The organism is Candidatus Bathyarchaeota archaeon, from assembly GCA_026014735.1.
In the GTDB taxonomy this organism is placed as follows: Archaea; Thermoproteota; Bathyarchaeia; order Bathyarchaeales; family Bathycorpusculaceae; genus Bathycorpusculum.
Window position 1 is genome coordinate 599907 of record JAOZHT010000002.1, and the last position, 18719, is coordinate 618625.

The window sequence follows — 18719 nt, forward strand, 5'->3', positions numbered from 1 at the left end:
GCAGACTTTATGGTGAAAGAGTAGGCACATGTGAGGTTTTGCCGAAAACGTGGATACTATAAATAGAGGGGGGGATAGATTGGCAGAGCAACAGCACGTCCTCTTTGACTGCTTTGGGTCTATAGTTTTTTCATACATCAGCTTCCGTATACAAAAGCATCAACAAAACCCACAAAAAACAATGCGTACACCCTTTAATACCGCCAAACACCAGTCTCTTCGGTGAAACCAGTGCAGATACGTGAATTCCAAGAAATGATGAAGCAACTCTACTATAAACGCGACAGCGAACGCGGAATCGAAGGCACCTACAATTGGCTAGTAGATGAAGTCGCGGAGTTAGGCGAGGAACTTAAAGGCAGCGACCGAGCCGCCACCGAAAAAGAATTCGCCGACGTCATCGCCTGGCTGGCATCGCTGGCAAACATCATGGGCATAGACCTTGAGAAAGTCGCCTTAGACAAGTATCCTCATCGATGCCCCAAATGCGGCCAGAACCCCTGCGGATGCACGTTTTAGCCCAGTCGCCTCTGCCCCAGACCCGTCGAGAGCCAAACATAGCGACGATTGCCTCTGCGCTGGACGGTTCCTTCGCAACTTAAAAGCCGCAGGTGATGGGTAACTACGCTGTAGGATAAGCCGCTTTGCAGGGCAAGTTTAGTTGCGTTTTGGCCCTGATTGTCCAGCAGCACCAGGATCTTGGTTCGTGCAGCTAAGCCGCTGTGGACGTTGCGGATGCTTTTGAGGTAAGCGTTGGGGTGCCATGTGTCTTTTATGGCTCATCACCGATTATTGATTGTGCGGTTAGGTAGAAAAGGTTTAGCTAACCAAAATCGAAAAGCTTGGCTTGCTTGGGTTTTTTGTTATCAAACATCAAGACAAGCTCCTCTTTAATGAGGTCCATGCGCTGCGTGTAATAATTCGGCAAGCCATACTTGTCGACCAATTGCTGCGCCGCATCCAGGTACTTCTCGATTCCGCCGCGGTAAACGGTGAGAGTTAGTTGGCCGCCGCAATTAGGAGTTGGGCATTTACCTGATAAGGGGAGTCTGCGGAATTTCCTGTTACATGATCTGCATCTGAATCCTTGCGTGGAAAAAGCGCGGAGGTTGCCTGCGATGTCACGCATGAAGTGGGTGTTGAGGACTTTTAGCGCCACGCTCTTAGCGCTTACGGCATCGATTTTTTCTCCCAGCTCAAGCTGCATGTTGAGTTTATCTATCATGGATTTGAATTCTTTGTAGCTGCTGTTAGCGTTGCCCAAGTTGATGTTGGTGCAGGGCGTGGTAAACTGGAACCCCTCAAACTGCGCTTCAGTGTCCAAGCGGTGGCTAATGGTATCCATGAAGGCGCTGACGGTTCGGGATTCGCCTTTTTCCCAGGATTTACGGTAAAACTCCAGCGGATAAGATGCGCTGACATCGAAGTCGTGGGCTTGCCGCTGCACCTCCTTGGTGTTGCAAACTGGAATCAGTAGAATCGGAGCATCCATGATGCCGCCGATTTGGGCAGGCAGAAAAATCCTTGAGAAATTCAGCAGGGTATCTAAGCCCAGCATGATGGCGTCTTCGTCGCCGTCGCAGTCACGGCGCTTAGCTGAGTGCCAGACGGGATGGGCATAGATGACGTTGCGGTCGGTGTAGCCGACGATTCTGCCCAGAATGCAGGCGCAGGTATGAGGAGCTAACCCGAAGATGAGGTGCCCCACAAGGTCCTGGGCTTTCTTAACGTTATAGTATGGTGGCAGCTTGTAGACGCGCACCAGCAAATCATCGATGAAGGCAGCGATTTTTAGAAAGTACTCTCCGGCCGACCAGGGAACAACGACATCTTGGAGTTTAAGTTCACAGACCTGATTGGGGTCAGTGAGGGGTAAGCCGTGGGTGTCGGCATGGTAGCCCATCTGATGCATCTTCTCGATTGAAACGCCGATTTCCGCGGGGGTAATATGGGTAAGCGGCGCGTTGGTGGCGTCGAAGCGTATGGTGCCGTCCTTGTAGACGGATAAGTCGTATTTGGCGCGCAGGATACCCTTCTCAAGCATCTCAGGGGTCTTGTCAAGGTTCGTTAAGCCCTTCACGCCCCGCAGCATCTTAGGAGCCTGATAGCCAAGGGTGACGCTGGCGGATTCCACTACCTCTTTGAAATTCACTGGTTGACGCTGATAGAGGATGGCTTCGGCTTTGCAGCTGCCGCAGTAGCTGTCCTTGAGGGGTCTGCCGCATCGGGGGCAAACCTTCTCGGGGAAGGTGGGTCCGCCGCAGGTGGCGCATTGGATTTTACGGGTGTAGGTTTTGCATTCGGGGCATTTGCGTTTAACCATCTCAACAAAAACGGGGCCTTTTTTGCCTGCCTCCATCAAGTCCCGGTGGCTGCCCCCTGCTAAACCGACGGGGAAAAGCACGTGTACGTTGGGTTTCATTTCGCGGTGCTTGGCTTTTTCGGGTCTGCCCATGCGTCCCCCCACGTAGGTAGGTGCCTTATCCTTAACCGTCACGCCGCAGAGCGCCGCCAGCAGCTCCAGCACAGATGAAGCCTGCATGTCCTCAGTGAAGCGTGGGGTGCCATAGCCCAACGTGAAGGCTAAGGAAGCCGCGTCATTGCCAATGATCACTGCTTTGCCATCGATTATTCGGTAGGGAGCAAAAATCTTACGCAGCACCTTTAAGGCCTCGCTGTCCGGCTCACCTGTGATTTTGCAGGCAAACCCATCCTGCAGCGCCACCTCACAGCTGCCCAGCCACCTGCGGAGGCACAAAACATCCTCCACCGTGGGTGTTCCAGTCCAATAGAAGATGCAGTTTGGCGCCAGCGGCACACCTAAAACTTGGCTTATGGCTGCGGCTTCCTTGGCGGTGGGCTTGTTCTTAAAGGGATCATAGATGAAGTTCTCCAGTTTGTCGGAGGGGAGCTTGCAGGCTTCTGAGGCTTTGCAGGCGTCGCCGCCATATTTGGCTAAAATGGCGTTCTGCAGGTCTTTGCTCCACCATTCCTCCACGTACCCTGAGGGCGGAAGCGTCTTGTTGCTGTAGAGGAAATCTCCAAAGTCAATAAGCATGTCGCCTAAAAACAGGATTTTCTGGACCCTGCCCTTCACATCAACAAAGTTCTCCAGCGAAACCCGAACAACCGAGCCGTCTTTAAGCAGCACCACGGGTTTCTCGATGCTGTCCACAGGCATGGTGACGCCGCCTTTGCCAGGCAGCTCCAGGCGCATCTGGGTGCCTGCGGCTAGAAAGCTCTCGACGACCAGCATGGTGGCGGGGTGGATTCCTACGGCGGAGAGGCCTGTGTTACGTGAGCGGCCATATCGGAGGCGGAAGCCGCCGCGGGTTGAGGGAAATGCAAAGATGGGTCGCCCAGCAATCACGTCGTCCATGAAGCCGCCAGATTTCTTCTCGGATTTCTTCTTGAAGCTCTTAAGCCAATCCCACTCATGAAAGCCGAACTTGTCAACAACCACATACACCTTTTGTGCACGCCCGACGATGCCGTCGTTGATGACGCGTAGGGCGCCGCCGCGGACGCGGTTGGTTTCAACCCGCTCCAGGTTGCGGTAGGAGGAGACCTCGACGGGGTCTGATTCGGTGCCTGTGCATTCGACGGGGACAAGGTTTAGGGCTTTGCGGAGCTCCGCGTCGGGGATGTGATATTGGAAGCGGCCTACGGCGCGTTCGTAAAGCCGCAGTTCCTCTACGAAGCGGGAGATTTCCTCTTCAGTGGGTTTGTACACGTCTAAGTTGAGGGCAAGCCGCACGTAGTCCCCCACCACCAACGTTAAAGCCTGGTCGGTGCCGCCTGCCGAGCGGATGGGACCGGCGAAGTATATGCCGAGATAACGGGTTTGATCAGCGTTCTTCTTGACCTTAACCTGAGCGATACCCTGGATGGGCGCAGCGGTTAAGCCCTCAGTGAAAATGGCAAGCGCCGTACGAATAGCCTGCTCAGCTAGCTTCTCCTCGGTTTTCTCCTCGTCGGTTTGGGCGAATTTGCCCTGGGCGATTTCCTTGGCGACTACGAAGGCGATTTCTTCTCGGGGCTTGGTTTTGCTGAGTTCACGGATGCTGACTGCGACGCCTTTGGGTCCCACCAGACCCTCGACGAGGTCAGCGATGTCTTGGGCGATGATGCATTCGGTTTTAAGCGCGGGGTCTAAGCCTTTGGATCGGGCGCTGTCGCTGATTTGGTAGATGTGCATTAACTCCTTGTTTAGGGCGTCAAGGTAGTTTTGGTAGCCTTTACTGATGTTCAAAGCGACAGCTCACAGGCAAGATATGATAGGGAGCCTTATTTTGGCTTTCCTAAAGCCAAGTGAGAAAAAGTCAAGAAACAACAAGGCGGAAAATGTACATGCTAGAAAGGGCGTCCAGAGCTACTGGGGTTTTGCTGCTGGCGTTCTTTTCTGGTTGCCGTAAACGCGGTCGGTTAGCATGCAGTAAACGTCCACTTCACCCTGCGCGGGGCGAACCGTGAATTCCTCCTTAAGCCCGCAGCTGCTGCATTGGGCAATGGAGCGTCCGCCTTCTTCACGGAAGATCTCCACCAACACGGTTTCTTTTCCGCATCTTGGGCAAGAGAAGAATTTCGGTAGCTTTTTCTTTGGAATATGTACAACTTTTTTCCTTCTTCGCCCCATACAAGTAACCTTCGATTTTTGGTAGTGTTGATTAATATTTGTGCTTGTCCTTAAATACTTGCCTACTATCGTTGACTGTAAGAGGCTGCGTAGTACCTTGAAGTTGACGCCTGCTGTGTTAGACATGGATTTTTCTAAGGTGGAAAACCGAATCCGCCGATTCATCAAAGAATGCGTAGAGAACGCATGTGCCGAAGGCATCGTACTGGGGCTCAGCGGCGGAGTGGACAGCGCAACCATAGCGGCTCTTTCAAGCAGAGCCATAGGAGGCAACAGGGTTTTGGCGCTTATGCTTCCCGAAGCGGAAACCCGAAGCCAACAAGACCTCGACGCCGCCAAAACCGTCGCTGACCTCTTTGGGCTCCGATCCCAAATCTGCGACATGACCCCCGCAGTGGAAGGCACCTACAAGAGCATCCCAATCTTCGATTCCACCGATCGACTGTGCAAGGGAAACATCAAAGCCCGAACCCGAATGGTTTTCCTCTACTACTACGCCAACAAGCAAAACCGAATCGTCTGCGGCAGCTCAGATAAATCCGAGACTATGATGGGCTACTTTACCAAGTGGGGCGACGCCGCAGCCGATATAGCACCCATCATTGATCTCTACAAGAGCCAGGTGCGCATGCTAGCCGTGCATCTGGGCATCCCCAAGGAACTGGCCTACAAGCCCTCGACGCCTGCGCTCTGGCCTAATCAAAAAGCCGAGGAGGAGCTGGAAATCAAATTCGAGACCTTAGACCTCATCCTCTATGGCCTGGAACGCTTCATGTCGCCGATGGAAATCGCTGAGCAACTCAGCCTCGACAGAGCAGTCGTGGACCAAGTTAAATGCCGCTGGCTAGCCAACGAGCATAAGCGTTGTTTGCCAATGGCACCTAAGCTGGGGTATCGAACGGTCACAAACGATTTTAGGCTCCCAAGACACACCTACTGAAGTGGACGCGATGAAGGAAAAAATCAAGCTTGCCCTCTGCCAAATAAGCTGTAGAAGAGAAAACAAAGAAGCCAACCTCAGCAAAATCGAGGAATTAACAAGACGCGCCAAACAGGAGGGGGCTGAACTCGCCATTTTCCCAGAGATGTCGCTGACTGGCTATGTGCTCCATGACCTTCTCTTCGAGGTAGCTGAACCCATCCCCGGGCCCTCGGTAAAGCGGATAGAGGCGTTGGCGAAGGAAACGCAGATGCATATCATCTTTGGCATGGCTGAACGCTCGGAGAAGGCGCAGGCAACCATCTATAACACCGCTGTCCTTGTGGGTCCAGAGGGGCTGCTTGGCAAGTACCGCAAGATGTATCTGCCTACCCACAGCGTCTTTGAAGAGAAACGTTATTTTCGCCCAGGCTACCAGCCCGCCGCCATAAAAACCAAGCTAGGCACCGTGGGCTTAACGATATGCTATGACGTGTTCTTCCCCGAAGTGTTTAGGCTGCCTCGACTGATGGGCGCGCAGCTTCTTGTCTGCATCTCTGCTTCGCCAGCGGTGCGTCGAAGCTACTTTGAAATCCTCACGGCTGCTAGGGCGCTGGAGAATACGGCGTATCTTGCCTACGTTAACCTCGCCGGATTGGAGGATGGCATGCAGTTCTGGGGTGGAAGCCGACTTGTCAGCCCAACAGGGGACGTCTTAGCTAGGGCAAAGTATGATGAGGAGGACTTTGTGGTTTGCGAGGCGGATTTTGTGGACCTGCGTGCGGCTGAATCCTTTATTCCGACGCTGAGGGATCTGCGGCCTGAGCTTTACCGTAAGCTTGGGGAGCTTTCGGAGCAGTTTTAGGCAGGTCACATATAAGCTCACTTGTTGTTTTTCGGTATCACAGCTGCATCACAGGGCTGTGATATCAAGTGATTTATGGGGAAATCACCGTGATTTGGCTGTGAGGGGTGACGTCACGACGGTTTTTTGGGGTATCACAGGGGCTTTTTTGGGGGTTTAGCGGTGTTTTGATGTTGGTTTGGGGATGAAAAACTGTGTTTTATTTTGCTGAATATGTCAAAAATGCACGGTTGCTTTTTTGGGGGCTTTGCAAAAGTGCATTTTTTGTGTAAAGTTAAGGGGTTATTGACCGTCCAAATACCGTGGAATTTAGCGCTATTTGTGTTAACTGTGTAAATTCTTGCGTCTTTAAGTGAAACAAGCAAAATATCGGTCGATTTAGGCGTTTAAAGGCTGTTTAAAGGCGTTAATCTTCCTATGTGTCGGCTAATGAGCCCTTGCAAAGGTTAAAAAGTAGGGTAGGTATACAAAACTGTATCCATTTGGCATATGGAGGAAAGCGCTAATTTGAAGCTAAAAGACGGCGTAACTGCATGGTTAAATGGGGCATTAAATGACCCCATTGTAAAGATACTGGCAAAAAACAGCCAATTAACTAAAACCCAGCTTGAAACGTTGCTCATTGACGTTTTAGCCGAAAATATATCAGGCAAACAGCTAAAGTACGACGATAAAGCCGCCTTACGCCTAACGAAGGCAAAAATAAGCCGCGGATCGTTTAATAGGACTTTAAAACAGTCCCGTGAAAACGTGATTAAATCCATCTACACAGTGCTACTTCTAGGATATTTGGGGGTTTTTGAGACCACAACTCTTGACCCGTACCTCGAAATAGCAAATAAACTGCACGAATATGTGGAGGCCCACCAGGACATGCCTAACAAGGAAGAGGAACTAAAAGACCATCTAAAAGTCATAGAAATCATCCGAACGGAGCTTGAAACGAGCCTAAAACGGCTTTCTAGCCCATCAGAAGAGCTCTTGTGACGTCACAAATCACACTTTTTCCCATCTTTTGTAGCCATTTTTTGAAGTATTAATTACCTTCAATAATTCGACTGAATATAAGGTAAATCAGCAAAATAAGCCCAAATCTGCCTTCCTTTATGGCATGAACGCAACCGTTGAAGAGGCTTTCTGCAAGGCTGTGATGTGTGATGTCATAGTTTGATGTGATTTTGATACCGCAAACCTTAAAAATCCATGGGAAATACTGTGATGTGTGATGCAACCGCTAAAATCACGGTTAAGTCACGGCTGAATCACAGGTGATGACATCACGGCTGACCTCACATGGGTAATCTTAGGCGTTTTGGTGGCTGTAACAGCGGTAGCTGCCTATGAATACTACCGACAAATCCGCATGGCCCACAAAGAATACGTCAAAGCCCGTGATTTCATCCAAGATATCGTGCTAAGTTTCGATCGGCAACTTAAACGTGAATCAAACCGCTTCGAATCCATGGTGGCAAAAGTAGATGGAACCAACGTTTCCGCTGAATCAAGCTACAGAAAAGCCGAAAACCTCGAGAGAAAATTGCAGCCGCTACAGGAGCAACTTAGCACTCTTAGCCAATCATATCAGGCGATGTCACAGAGCATCACAGAAAACCTCACTGAATCCAGCCAAGCCAGCACCACTATCCTCTCGGGACTTGAGGGCCTTGAATCGAAACTAAAAGACATAGAAGCCACCCAGGAAACGCTGCGAAACAAAATCAGCGGGTTCGAGGAGCAAATCCAAAAACTCTCCATCGCTCGGCCCCTCCAGCCCCAAGTTGAGGTTGCGCTGCCGCCGATACCGATTAAACGCGATAAAGCCCTATCCGCCTTGACAGAAACAGAGATCACTGTTCTGGAGATGCTTTCCAAAGAGGGCCCCAAAACTGCGCCTGAAATAAAGGAGCATGTAAAGCTCAGCCGGGAACATACAGCTCGGCTTATGAAGAAGCTCTACGAGGAGGGTTACTTGGAGAGGGAGGCAGGCAAGATTCCGTTCCGTTACAGCATCAAAAAAGAGATGGAGCCGCTGCTGGCAAGGGCAGAGAACCCAGCGGTATAAACTAGTAGAGAGTAATTACATTTTGTGAAGTGTTGTGAAGACCCTATTTTATGTGTGGTTTGATGGTTGCCGCTGGAATGTTTGGCGCTGTCTTATACTTGAGGCTGTTTGAGCCGCCGGTGCGCATAAGCATACCCTTAGCGGCCATCCGCGATAGGTAAGTAGAAATTGTGCTTAGACTGACGGGTTCTTTGAGTTCCTGCTCGTAAACAGACTGGATATCTTTGGATGAGAACCATATCAGGGGGAAGTTTTTCTGGATAACAAGCTGCACCTTCTCGAAGCGGGAGAGGTTGCGGTTAGGCATCGCTGAACCGGTATTTGCAGCTGGGTTTTCGCCTGGTGCGCCGCCTAGCAATTCGACGAGATCCAGTAGGCGCAGAGCTTTATCGCGGGTCACTTGACCCTCAAAGGCAATGGTGTATCGATTACCATCGCTATCGAAGAGCTCAACGCGCATTTTGCGAGCCGGCATATGGTTGACACCTAGGTGTTCACAATCTTTGTTATTCACTGCTTATAACTGTGATGGTGAATTAAGGGAAATTAAAAAACTCATTTTAGGCTCGGAATCGGTAAATATGCTGTTTTTGGATTGATTATGCAATTACCAGCTTCACATGTGAATGGAAAGGGAAAAAAATTTTAGTTAAGGCTTAGTTCCCATTCTCCAGTAGAAACGAAGGGGTGGCTACTTCACTGTAAAAGGACATAATTAGGGTAAATCAGGCGGAAAGAACCTTGATAAACCAGCAGTTTTATTGATATTTCACATGTATTCACAGATTTGTGAAGGAAAAAAAGCAGGGATCTCGGCAGAAAAAATTCTTGTCAAGATAGGAACCTGTCACGTTTCAGTTCTAAGGTAGTTGGCGTTAAAAAAGGATGTTTTAGCGGTTTTTTCATGGATTTTCCCATTGAAGGGACACCCCTATGTTTCCTCTCGAAGTTTTAGCGGTAAAAAAGAAGTTTAGAGAGCCTGAAAAAATATTCACAGCGAATCTGTTTAGGATTTTAGACAGGTATCATTAATATATAAAACTGCTATTTACCACTCAGAGTATAGTTATATATATTATAATAATAAGGAAAATTAATTTTAGTAAGATTTTTTCCAGTAGAAACGTTGGGGTGTGTGTTTTCCCTGTTTACTTGCTTGTTATCGCCTGTTTTCATCCTCTTTTAGGAATGTTGCTGTTCTAAACCAGTTTTTTGTACTGCATGCTTTATCTGTTCCACTCGAAATAACGGTTCATCCTCTGAAACAGGGAGAGTGGGCAGAACGGGCAACACAAACGTACTCGACGATGTATTCGAAAGTTTCGTTAACGCGCCGAAACTATTCAGGGACCGCGAAGTTCTAAGACACGACTACTTACCAGACAGACTTCCACATCGAGAAGACCAAATCCGCCTCTTAGGCTCAACCGTTGCTCCAGTGCTTAAATCCGCAAGATGTTCCAACATATTCATCTACGGCAAAACCGGCACCGGAAAAACTGCGGTCGCAAAATATGTCCTAAGCCACCTTGAATCCAAAGCCAAAGAATACGGTGCACAAGTCAAATTCTGCTACATCAACTGCCGCATGACCGGCTCAGAGTACCGTGTGTTTGCCAGCCTCAGTCAAAGCGTTGGTTTATCCATACCCTTTACTGGGCTTTCTGTAGGTGAAGTTTTCGATAGGTTCCGAATGGGCCTTGACCAATCCAGAATAATCTTCATTATAGTCCTTGATGAAGTCGACGCTCTAATCAAGGATCGAGGAGACGCTTTCATGTATGAGCTTACCCGCATAAATGAGACCCTCAGCAAAAGCAAAGTCTCCATCATCGGCATATCCAACGATCTGCGACTAAAAGAATTTCTTGACCCACGCGTCTTCAGTTCCCTAAGCGAAGAAGAACTAGTTTTCAGACCCTACGACGCAGCGGAACTCCGAAACATTTTGATGGAGCGGTCAAAACTTGCTTTTCAGGATGGCGTGTTATCTGAATCCGCCTTAAGCATCTCCTCTGCGCTTGCTGCGGCTGAGCATGGGGATGCGAGACGTGCACTGGATTTGCTGCGGGTGGCAGGCGAGGTTGCGGAGCGTCAAAGTGCAAAATCCATAACGGAGGAGCATGTGCGCCAAGCAGAAAAGCACATAGAGCATAACCGCGTCGTGGAGGCCCTCAAAAACTTGACGTTGCATTCTAAACTCGTGCTGCTCAGCGTATATCACCTCAACAAGCCCAGTGCCACCACAGGAGAAATCTATGACATCTACAATGAACTCTGCGGCGAGATGGGTGCGGGGCTGCTGACTCAGCGGCGTTTAGGTACCTTGGTTAATGAACTTGATTCGATGGGTTTAGTTAACGCTAAAGTAGTTAGCATGGGCAGATATGGCAGAACCAAAAAGATTCGCCTCGAGATTTCCCGGGGCTTAATCCGAGATGTCTTCACCGAGGATGCCCGCTTCAGCCAACTGCTAGGGTACTCCCCTAAAAGCAACCATAAACCCTCAGACTGACGGCTTAGTGAAATCAAGCTCTATCGTTTCTAGAGTTTGCAAGTTCACCACCGGCACTTTGCCTGGCGTAGGGGTCAAACCAAGCTTTTCCATGTAGTCGGTTTGTTCCTGCCAGCCACCCGAATTAACCACCAGCACCCCACGGTAGTTAAAGTAGCCTATAACGTGGATGTGGCCTGCATGGAAAATATCTGGGACTTTATCAATTACCATGTAGTCACGGTTCTCTGGGGAAAGCATCGTTTTTCCACCGTAGACGGGTGCAAGGTGACGGCTCTGCATCATCAGCCTCATGGAGTTCTGGGGGTGATCATTATCCATGCCTGGCACAACCCCGATTATATCGTTGAGGCTTACACCATGGTACATCAACACCTCGACGCCATGCAGACTCAAAAAGCATGGGCTGCCCACCGAGTGAATGTTTGCTTTGCCCTCAATCGCGGTGAGGTAACCGGGGGGAATGGCGGGCTGAGGCTGAGATTTACGTGCCGCGTCATGGTTGCCGGGCGCTATCACGATTTCGATGTAATTAGGGACCTTCTCAAGATATTTTACCGCGAAATTGTATTGCTTGTGGACATCGCGGATGGTAAGTTCTTTCTGCTGATCAGGATAGATTCCTACGCCGTCCACGATGTCGCCTGCAATCAGGAGATACTTGACTCTGCCGGCGATTTCCCGCATCTCAGCTGTACCATATTTGCCGCGGAGCCACTGGATAAAATTCTTAAACGCTGCCTTGTTGAATTTGGTGCTGCCCACATGTATGTCAGAGGTTAACACAGCGTAGACTGGTTCCTGCGCGCGCTGCGGTGGTTTTCTGCCTACCTCAGGAAGGATAATGTCCTCTGCCATAAGCAGGTTAGTTCGGGTTTTAATTACGGCGGCGCAGAACACAGTGTCAGGCAAAAGCATAAGCGCCCTTTTTTTAACGTCCTCAGGCGCCTTCTGGGGAATCAGGATGGTTGCGCTTCCCTGCAGGTCCTCCACTGAGAGAATCATGTGGTTTTTGGAGTCCCGCTTCTCGGTGAGCATGCAGATGATTTTAAGCTTGGTTTTCGGCTGAGACTTTAGGGCTTCAACGATGGGCGTGGCGGCTCGTACATCCATTCTTTGGCGAAGTAGCTTTTCGATGCGTCTGAAGCGATCCTGAAAGAGCCCTACGTACTCGCCGAGGGTGCCGTTGGAGGTCAACTTGCCCGTGGGGTCCTCGAGGATTTGGAGCTCGGAGGGTATGTACTTGGCTTCTGGATAGAAATAGTCGGCGGCATCAACCTCAGGGGTAGCAGCGGGGGCCGATACCTCTGGGTAGCTGGGTGACGCTGTGGGCTCCTGGTAGATTGCCTTTGGCGGCTCGATTATGGGTTCGGGGGGCGCCATGGCCTGCTGCATTACGTCTTCTAAAAAGCTGCGTTCGATAAAGATGGGCTTATCCTGCAGCGCCTCCATCCTCTGCAGAGCAAGGTTCATCAGGGAAAGGGGATCGCTGGTCTGGGCGTTTTGGGTGAGGAACTCGAAGGCTTCGCAGTTCAGCTGGTAGCCTGCCGCGATTGTTGCCTCGATTGCTTTTTGAAGTTTTTCCTCCGCACTCATCCACTTAAGCCCTTCTTCCCGTTACCTGCCCCTTGGTGTTTAGGCTCTATGGCTTTTGGGTTATTTACTGTTTTTTGTTTGCAGCCGATTTCTGGCTAACCCTCGGCTTGGCGCTATTGATGCTGCTTGATGTTTGGCCGTTTTTGTAATCTAATGGATTAGTAGAAATTTATATAAGCACTTTAATGTTTAGATGCATTGTATCAAGGTGTGCTTCATGGGTGACTTACGTAAGATTCAGCAGACGCCAACAGGGACCTTTTTTGTCTGTTTACCCCGCGAATGGGCAAAAGAAAACGGGCTGCAAAAAGGCAGTTTAGTTGATTTAGATGTAACCTCCGACGGTAAGCTTCTTGTAGACTCCAAATACGATGTGGAGCAGCAGCCAAAAGTGGCTTCTCTTAAGGTTAGCCCTTTTTTGGGCCGCGAAATCGTGGGGCGCTACCTGCTCGGCTACGATGTCATTCGAGTGGAAGCCAAAGACCGCATCGACTCCAACGTCCGTAACCTCATCAAATCCACAGCTAACTCCTTAGCAGGCTTGATGATTGTGGAGGAAACGCCCTCTATGATGTCGCTGCAGTGCTTGATGCAGCAGCCTTTCACTTCGCCCGAGAAGATTCTGCAGCGTAACCAAGCTAGCGCGGCAAGGATGATTCGGGACGCAGCCAACTCCTTTGTTACCTCAGATTTGGATTTAGCCAAAAACGTAATTGAACGTGATGTCGAGAACAACAAGTTCTATTTTCTGCTTGTCCGAATTCTGCGTACCATCATTCAGAATCCAAGACTCAGCGAAAAACTCGCCATAACCCCCATCGAATGCCTCGACTACCGCCTAGCCGCAAGCCTCATCGAAGGCATCGGCGACGCATGTGTACAGATGGCGTCAACCACTCTGGGGCTAAACGGCGCAAAACTCTCTGAGGACCTGCGAAAGCTGCTGGTGGATTTAGAGTTGGCCTGCTGCGAAGCCAACGACCAAGCCTTCAAAGCCTTTTTAGGCAAAGACATCTCGCTAGCTGAATGCGCCCGTAACTTGAGATCAAAAATCGATGCTGACTCGGCTAAAATCGAGGTTGCCGCAAAGGAGTCCTCGGTGGATTTGATGCCGCAAATCCTGGCTTCCGTGTCTTTTCTGAGGCAGATTTACGAGCGCAGCGTAGACATAGCGGACCTTGTAGTTTAAAGCAGCTCTTGCTCACTCACCTATCCCCCTCTATTTATAGAGTCAATGATGCTTGGGCTGTATCCCACGATTACCCCGCAATGCTTAGGGCGATAACCAATCCTGTTTATGGATCGACCCAAGAGGCTTCTTTGCTCCTTAGGCCTTGGTAAGGGTTAAATCTGCAGGTTCACATTCACAGATGGGAAACCACATGTCCACAGTCACCGATAAAATCGCAGAAGCCCTCTACCAGTCGGGGTGCCTGCGGTTTGGCAGCTTCAAAATCAAATCCGGAGCCCTCAGCCCCTACTACATCGACTTAGCCCGCGTGCTAGCCGCCCCCGTTCAGCTTGACGTAATCGCGGAGGCTGCAGCAGAGAAAATCCGGGAAATCCAAGCTACCGAGCACATCGACAAGTTAGCTTCCATCGAGCTTAAAGGCGCTCTCATTGTGCCCAGCATAGCCGTCAAACTCAACATGCCCTGTGTTATCGTGCGCAAAGAAGAGAAAGCCTACGGCGTCACAGGCAGAACCGCGGGCGCCGACGTGGCAGCAGGCGAAAACATCCTGTTCTTCGATGATGTGGTCAGCGAGGGCTTATCCAAGGTTGAGGGAGTGAAGCCGCTTTTGGAGCTCGGCGCCAACGTTAAGCATATGCTGGTGGTGGTGAATCGGGAGCACGGTGGCAAAGAGAACCTTGAAAAACACGGTTACCGCGTGCATGCCTTAGCCAAAATCTCTGATGTGGTCGCTTCGCTGTATGGTAACGGGCGCATCTCTAAAGAGCAGGCTGATCGAGTATTAGATTACATTAAACAGTTCAATGTTGGCTAATGTAATAGTGGATGATGACTTCTTTAACCCTCTCAGAGTAACCGCTCTGTAAAAGCGACTTCTCGAGGTAACTCAACAAATCAGCTTCGCTTGCTTCGTCAATCACTTTCTTAACCTTCCTAATCCCTTTCTAATTGATAGAACGTCACCTATCCAATGGCATCCCTAGTATTTATTGCCTAGCTACCCCACAATAGCCAAGGGAAGAAACAAAAGATGCCTACAGAAATATCCCAAGCCCTCCTAAACCCCCAAAGTTACCCTGAAAAAACAGGCGAAATCACGCTTATCCAGACCCACATCTCCTTTGTCTTCGTCACAGAAAACTATGTATACAAAGTCAAGAAACCCGTGAACTTTGGTTTCCTGGATTTCTCTACCCTCGAAAAACGGCGCCTCTTCTGCGAGAAAGAACTACAACTCAACAGGCGACTCTGCCCCGAAATCTACCTGGCCGTGGTGCCTATAACCCGAGTCGGCGGCGGACTTAGGGTAGGCGGAGACGGAGAAGCCGTCGAGTACGCGCTTAAAATGAAGCGGCTGCCTCAGGAATGCATCATGACTAAGCTGCTTGAGGAGGGCAAGGTAGGAAAAGAAACCATAGACGCCATCGCTGAGATAGTGGCTAAATTCCATGGCGCCGCCCAGACTAACCCCGAGATCAGCCAGTTCGGTTCAATGGAAATCATCAAGACGAATTGGGACGAGAATTTTGCGCAGACCCAAAAATACATTGGACAAACCGTAAGCAAAACCGATTTCGATTATATGCAAAACAAAATAGCCAGCTTCATGCTGCAGAACCGCAGCCTCTTTGAGGAGCGCATCGCAGACGAGCGCATCCGAGATTGCCATGGCGACTTGCATTCAGGCAACATCTTTGTCACGGATAAAATCTGTATTTTCGACGCCATCGAATTCAACGACCGCTTCCGATACAGTGACGTAGCCGCAGACGTGGCGTTCCTCGCTATGGACCTTGATTACCAGAGTCGAAGCGATTTATCCGACTACTTTGTCTCGCAGTACCTTGCCTACTCCAAGGACGCTGAGCTTTTGCGGGTGCTGCCCTTCTATAAGTGCTACCGAGCATATGTGCGGGGAAAAGTAGTTAGCTTCCGACTTGACGACCCAAACATTTCCGCTGAGGAAAAAGCATCTGCCACCCACGAGGCATCGGCGTATCTTTTGCTAGCCGCTAAATACGCAAAGAGCCTTTAGCTGAACTGGTCTGCAACCCAGTCAGGCACTGCAACCGAACCCATCACGACGGGTTTCTGGTGGCAGTCACTGCCCCCCGTCATCATCAAGCCGTGCTCCTTGGCGAATGCGACGTAATGGCTGGTGGCTTCTGGTGTGTGGCGGCTATGCCAGCATTCTACGCCGTCGATGTAGGGCAGCATGGAATCCCCAATTATCTCTGTTTGCTCGGCTAGATTCTTAGTTAATGCAGCTAGCGAGGTGCCGTGGGGGTCGTTGCCGTGTGCCAGGACCAGTTTGCCGCCGGCGCCGCGGATAAGTTTTGAGGCTTCCTCGAGGTAGAGGGGATATTTGGGGACATCGCATTTCACCAGGTACTTATCGAAGGCTTCCTGTCGGCTAGCCACTATGCCCTTGCTTATGAGGTAGTCGGCGATGTGGGGCCTGCCCAATGTGCCGTCGACGGATTCCTCGATGCGGCGGAAATCCTGCTCTGTTAAGGGAGGAATACTTTCCTTTTCAAATTCCACGTTGAGGTTACCTAGAATTTTATGTGCTCGCTCCTGGCGGTACTTCGCCATCAACTCAAGCTTACCCAGCAGCGCCTGATCCTCTGGGTTGTATTGGTAACCCAGAAAATCCAGCGAAACCACCTTCCCCTCCGTATAGTTGGGATGCGAAAAAGTGACGTTTAACTCAACGCCCGTGACATAGCAGATGCCTGCCTGCTTTGCCAGCTGCAGCGCCTGGGTTTGGCAGCTGATGTTATCATGGTCAGTTATCGATAAAAAACCGATTCTGCGCTGTTTGGCTTCACCTAGGATTTGTGCCGCCGTGAATTTGCCGTCGGAGGCCGCCGAGTGGACATGCAGGTCAATCATCGCTATGCTGCTACCTTTTTTCTTGGGCGACGATGTACCATTGTTCTTTTTCGTCGTGGCAGGTGTCGACGGTTAAATGGGTGATTCTGAGCTTCGGAAACTTGGCTTTAAGCGCTTCCACATCGACGGGTTCGAATTTGCTTTTGTTAGCCAAGTAGGCTTCGGGGGTGAGGGCGTTGGATTCATATTTTTCTTTGGTGCGCCTGCTTATCCGGGACAGCGAAACCTCCTGTGGACAACTGGTCTGCAATACCACAAAAGTCAGGTTGTTTTTCGCGGCGATTTCAGCGGCGCGTTCCCGCAGTTCCTGGGTGACGAAGGTAGCGTCTAATATCATGCCGCCCTCTGTGTCTTTTTTGGCTAGCTCGTCTGCGCGTTTAAAGAGTTCATCGTAGACGGATAGGCGCTTGTTCATGTTCCCCGCGACTTTCACGTCGAAGATATCTTCGTTTTTGAGGACTTCGAGGCGAATTAGGTCGCTGCGTAGGATGGTGTAGCCTTTGATTTTGGCGATTTGCTCTGAGGTTTCGGTTTTGTAGCTTGCCGGCAACCCACAGGTTATCAGAAGAGTTCTTGGTTCCAGTTTTTCTTTAACAAATTCTGCAAAAGCTTCTTTCATTACAGTGCACCCTAAATACAGTTAGCTTATGTTAGGGTGTACTTAACTTTTTTCTAGGCAGGTTCTTGATAGACACACTTTACACCTTATGAAATGTAGGTAAATTCTAAATAAGGAGTAACACACACAATCACTTTAAAGAAGGACTGTTCCATGGAAAACTTCCAAGTTAAAGATAAAAGCCTTGCACCTCAAGGACATTTACAGATTGAATGGGCAGCTAAACACATGCCCGTACTAAACATCATCAAACAGCGTTTTGAAACCGAAAAGCCTCTCAAAGGTCAAACCCTAGCCGCATGCCTTCACGTCACCAAGGAAACCGCGGTTCTCATTAAAGTGCTCATTGCAGGCGGCGCCAACGTAGCCCTTTGCGGCTCAAACCCGCTTTCAACCCAAGATGACGTAGCCGCGGCGTTGGCAGATAGCGGAGTTCACGTTTTTGCTTGGAGGGGACAGAACACCGAGGATTACTACAAATGCATCCAGAATGTCCTCGAATTCGAACCCACCATAACCATGGATGACGGCGCAGACGTCGTGGGTATGCTGCATAGCAAGCGCAAGGACCTGATTAAAAACTTGAAGGGCGGAACCGAAGAAACCACCACCGGCGTGGTTCGCCTAAAAGCCATGGAGCAGGACGGCAGCCTCAAATACCCCATCGTCGCCGTCAACGACGCCTTCACCAAGTACCTCTTCGATAACCGCTACGGCACCGGGCAAAGCACCATCGACGGCATCCTGCGCGCAACCTCAGTGCTGCTGGCAGGCAAAAACTTCGTCGTCGGAGGATACGGCTGGTGCAGCCGCGGCATCGCCATGCGGGCTCAGGGTATGGGCGCCAACGTGATTGCAACCGAAGTTCAGCCTACCCGCGCGTTGGAGGCAGTTATGAATGGTTTGCGGGTTATGCCCATGTCTGAGGCAGCTCCCATCGGCGACATCTTCGTAACCGCCACCGGCGACATAAACGTCATCCGCAAGGAGCATATGCAGAAGATGAAGGATGGCGCCATCATATGCAACAGCGGCCACTTCAACGTGGAAATCAGCTTAACGGATCTGCAGGCTCTCTCTAAATCTAAACGAACCATGCGCGCCAACATGGAGGAATACACGCTTAAAGACGGCCGACACATCTATTTGCTCGCGGAGGGCAGACTCGTGAACTTATCGGCTGCGGAAGGTCACCCCTCAGAAGTGATGGATATGTCCTTTGCTAATCAGGCGCTGTGCTCGGAGTTCATCGCTAAATCAGATAAGCTTGACACCAAAGTTTACGTGGTGCCCAAGGATATTGACGAGAAGGTTGCTGAGTTGAAGCTGCAGACAATGGGCGTTAAGATCGATGAGCTTACGGATGAACAGAAAAAGTACCTTTCCACATGGGAAATGGGGACAACCTAATCGGTCATGT

17 protein-coding genes are annotated in these 18719 nt (G+C 50.3%); 10 read left to right on the forward strand and 7 right to left on the reverse strand.

Annotation, left to right across the window (positions count from 1 at the left end):
• The first annotated feature begins 231 nt into the window (after positions 1 to 231).
• Positions 232 to 519, forward strand: coding sequence for a nucleotide pyrophosphohydrolase (locus NWE93_08945; GenBank protein ID MCW4000354.1), 288 nt, complete (start codon positions 232 to 234; stop codon positions 517 to 519).
• On the opposite strand, the gene NWE93_08950 is transcribed toward NWE93_08945, so the two are convergent.
• From NWE93_08950 to NWE93_08960, 3 genes are all read right to left on the reverse strand, one after another.
• The gene (locus tag NWE93_08950) at positions 516 to 692 is read right to left on the reverse strand and encodes a hypothetical protein (GenBank protein MCW4000355.1); all 177 of its coding nucleotides are present in this window, start codon (positions 690 to 692) and stop codon (positions 516 to 518) included. The genes NWE93_08945 and NWE93_08950 overlap by 4 nt on opposite strands.
• A 131-nt stretch (positions 693 to 823) precedes the next feature.
• Positions 824 to 4252 (reverse strand): DNA polymerase II large subunit, encoded by a 3429-nt coding sequence (locus NWE93_08955; GenBank protein ID MCW4000356.1) that lies wholly within the window; start codon positions 4250 to 4252, stop codon positions 824 to 826.
• Positions 4253 to 4372: 120 nt separating this feature from the next.
• Complete coding sequence (locus NWE93_08960) at positions 4373 to 4636, reverse strand: hypothetical protein (GenBank protein MCW4000357.1); 264 nt, start codon at positions 4634 to 4636, stop codon at positions 4373 to 4375.
• 124 nt (positions 4637 to 4760) lie between these two features.
• Here NWE93_08960 and NWE93_08965 point away from each other — a divergent pair, with 124 nt between their 5' ends.
• The 4 genes from NWE93_08965 to NWE93_08980 all read left to right on the forward strand — a co-directional run bounded on the left by NWE93_08965 (position 4761) and on the right by NWE93_08980 (position 8482).
• Positions 4761 to 5576, forward strand: a complete 816-nt coding sequence (locus NWE93_08965) for an NAD+ synthase (GenBank protein MCW4000358.1) — start codon at positions 4761 to 4763, stop codon at positions 5574 to 5576.
• Between the two features lie 10 nt (positions 5577 to 5586).
• Positions 5587 to 6420, forward strand: coding sequence for a carbon-nitrogen hydrolase family protein (locus NWE93_08970; protein ID MCW4000359.1), 834 nt, complete (start codon positions 5587 to 5589; stop codon positions 6418 to 6420).
• A 507-nt stretch (positions 6421 to 6927) separates the two neighbouring features.
• The gene (locus tag NWE93_08975) at positions 6928 to 7407 is read left to right on the forward strand and encodes a hypothetical protein (GenBank protein MCW4000360.1); all 480 of its coding nucleotides are present in this window, start codon (positions 6928 to 6930) and stop codon (positions 7405 to 7407) included.
• A 328-nt stretch (positions 7408 to 7735) separates the two neighbouring features.
• A complete protein-coding gene (locus NWE93_08980) occupies positions 7736 to 8482 on the forward strand; it encodes a MarR family transcriptional regulator (protein ID MCW4000361.1) in 747 nt (248 codons plus the stop codon).
• A gap of 43 nt (positions 8483 to 8525) precedes the next feature.
• Here NWE93_08980 and NWE93_08985 read toward each other — a convergent pair whose 3' ends face one another.
• Positions 8526 to 8957 (reverse strand): hypothetical protein, encoded by a 432-nt coding sequence (locus NWE93_08985; GenBank protein ID MCW4000362.1) that lies wholly within the window; start codon positions 8955 to 8957, stop codon positions 8526 to 8528.
• A 798-nt stretch (positions 8958 to 9755) separates the two neighbouring features.
• On the opposite strand from NWE93_08985, the gene NWE93_08990 reads away from it, so the two are divergent.
• Positions 9756 to 10997, forward strand: coding sequence for an orc1/cdc6 family replication initiation protein (locus tag NWE93_08990; protein ID MCW4000363.1), 1242 nt, complete (start codon positions 9756 to 9758; stop codon positions 10995 to 10997).
• Here the strand turns inward: NWE93_08990 and NWE93_08995 are convergent.
• On the reverse strand, positions 10989 to 12593 hold the full coding sequence (locus NWE93_08995) for a DNA-directed DNA polymerase II small subunit (protein MCW4000364.1): 1605 nt from the start codon (positions 12591 to 12593) through the stop codon (positions 10989 to 10991). The genes NWE93_08990 and NWE93_08995 overlap by 9 nt on opposite strands.
• Before the next feature lie 217 nt (positions 12594 to 12810).
• Here NWE93_08995 and NWE93_09000 point away from each other — a divergent pair, with 217 nt between their 5' ends.
• The 3 genes from NWE93_09000 to NWE93_09010 all read left to right on the forward strand — a co-directional run bounded on the left by NWE93_09000 (position 12811) and on the right by NWE93_09010 (position 15820).
• On the forward strand, positions 12811 to 13782 hold the full coding sequence (locus NWE93_09000; protein ID MCW4000365.1) for a phosphate uptake regulator PhoU: 972 nt from the start codon (positions 12811 to 12813) through the stop codon (positions 13780 to 13782).
• Positions 13783 to 13975: 193 nt separating this feature from the next.
• Positions 13976 to 14599 carry an orotate phosphoribosyltransferase gene (locus NWE93_09005; GenBank protein MCW4000366.1) on the forward strand — a complete coding sequence of 208 codons (624 nt, stop codon included), beginning with the start codon at positions 13976 to 13978 and terminating at the stop codon, positions 14597 to 14599.
• A gap of 216 nt (positions 14600 to 14815) precedes the next feature.
• Entirely contained in the window at positions 14816 to 15820 is a 1005-nt protein-coding gene (locus NWE93_09010; protein MCW4000367.1) for a phosphotransferase, read from the forward strand.
• On the opposite strand, the gene NWE93_09015 is transcribed toward NWE93_09010, so the two are convergent.
• The gene (locus tag NWE93_09015) at positions 15817 to 16680 is read right to left on the reverse strand and encodes a PHP domain-containing protein (GenBank protein ID MCW4000368.1); all 864 of its coding nucleotides are present in this window, start codon (positions 16678 to 16680) and stop codon (positions 15817 to 15819) included. The genes NWE93_09010 and NWE93_09015 overlap by 4 nt on opposite strands.
• A gap of 10 nt (positions 16681 to 16690) precedes the next feature.
• Positions 16691 to 17299 (reverse strand): ATP-binding protein, encoded by a 609-nt coding sequence (locus NWE93_09020; protein MCW4000369.1) that lies wholly within the window; start codon positions 17297 to 17299, stop codon positions 16691 to 16693.
• A 153-nt stretch (positions 17300 to 17452) separates the two neighbouring features.
• Here NWE93_09020 and NWE93_09025 point away from each other — a divergent pair, with 153 nt between their 5' ends.
• A complete protein-coding gene (locus NWE93_09025) occupies positions 17453 to 18709 on the forward strand; it encodes an adenosylhomocysteinase (protein ID MCW4000370.1) in 1257 nt (418 codons plus the stop codon).
• The last annotated feature ends 10 nt before the right edge of the window (positions 18710 to 18719 follow it).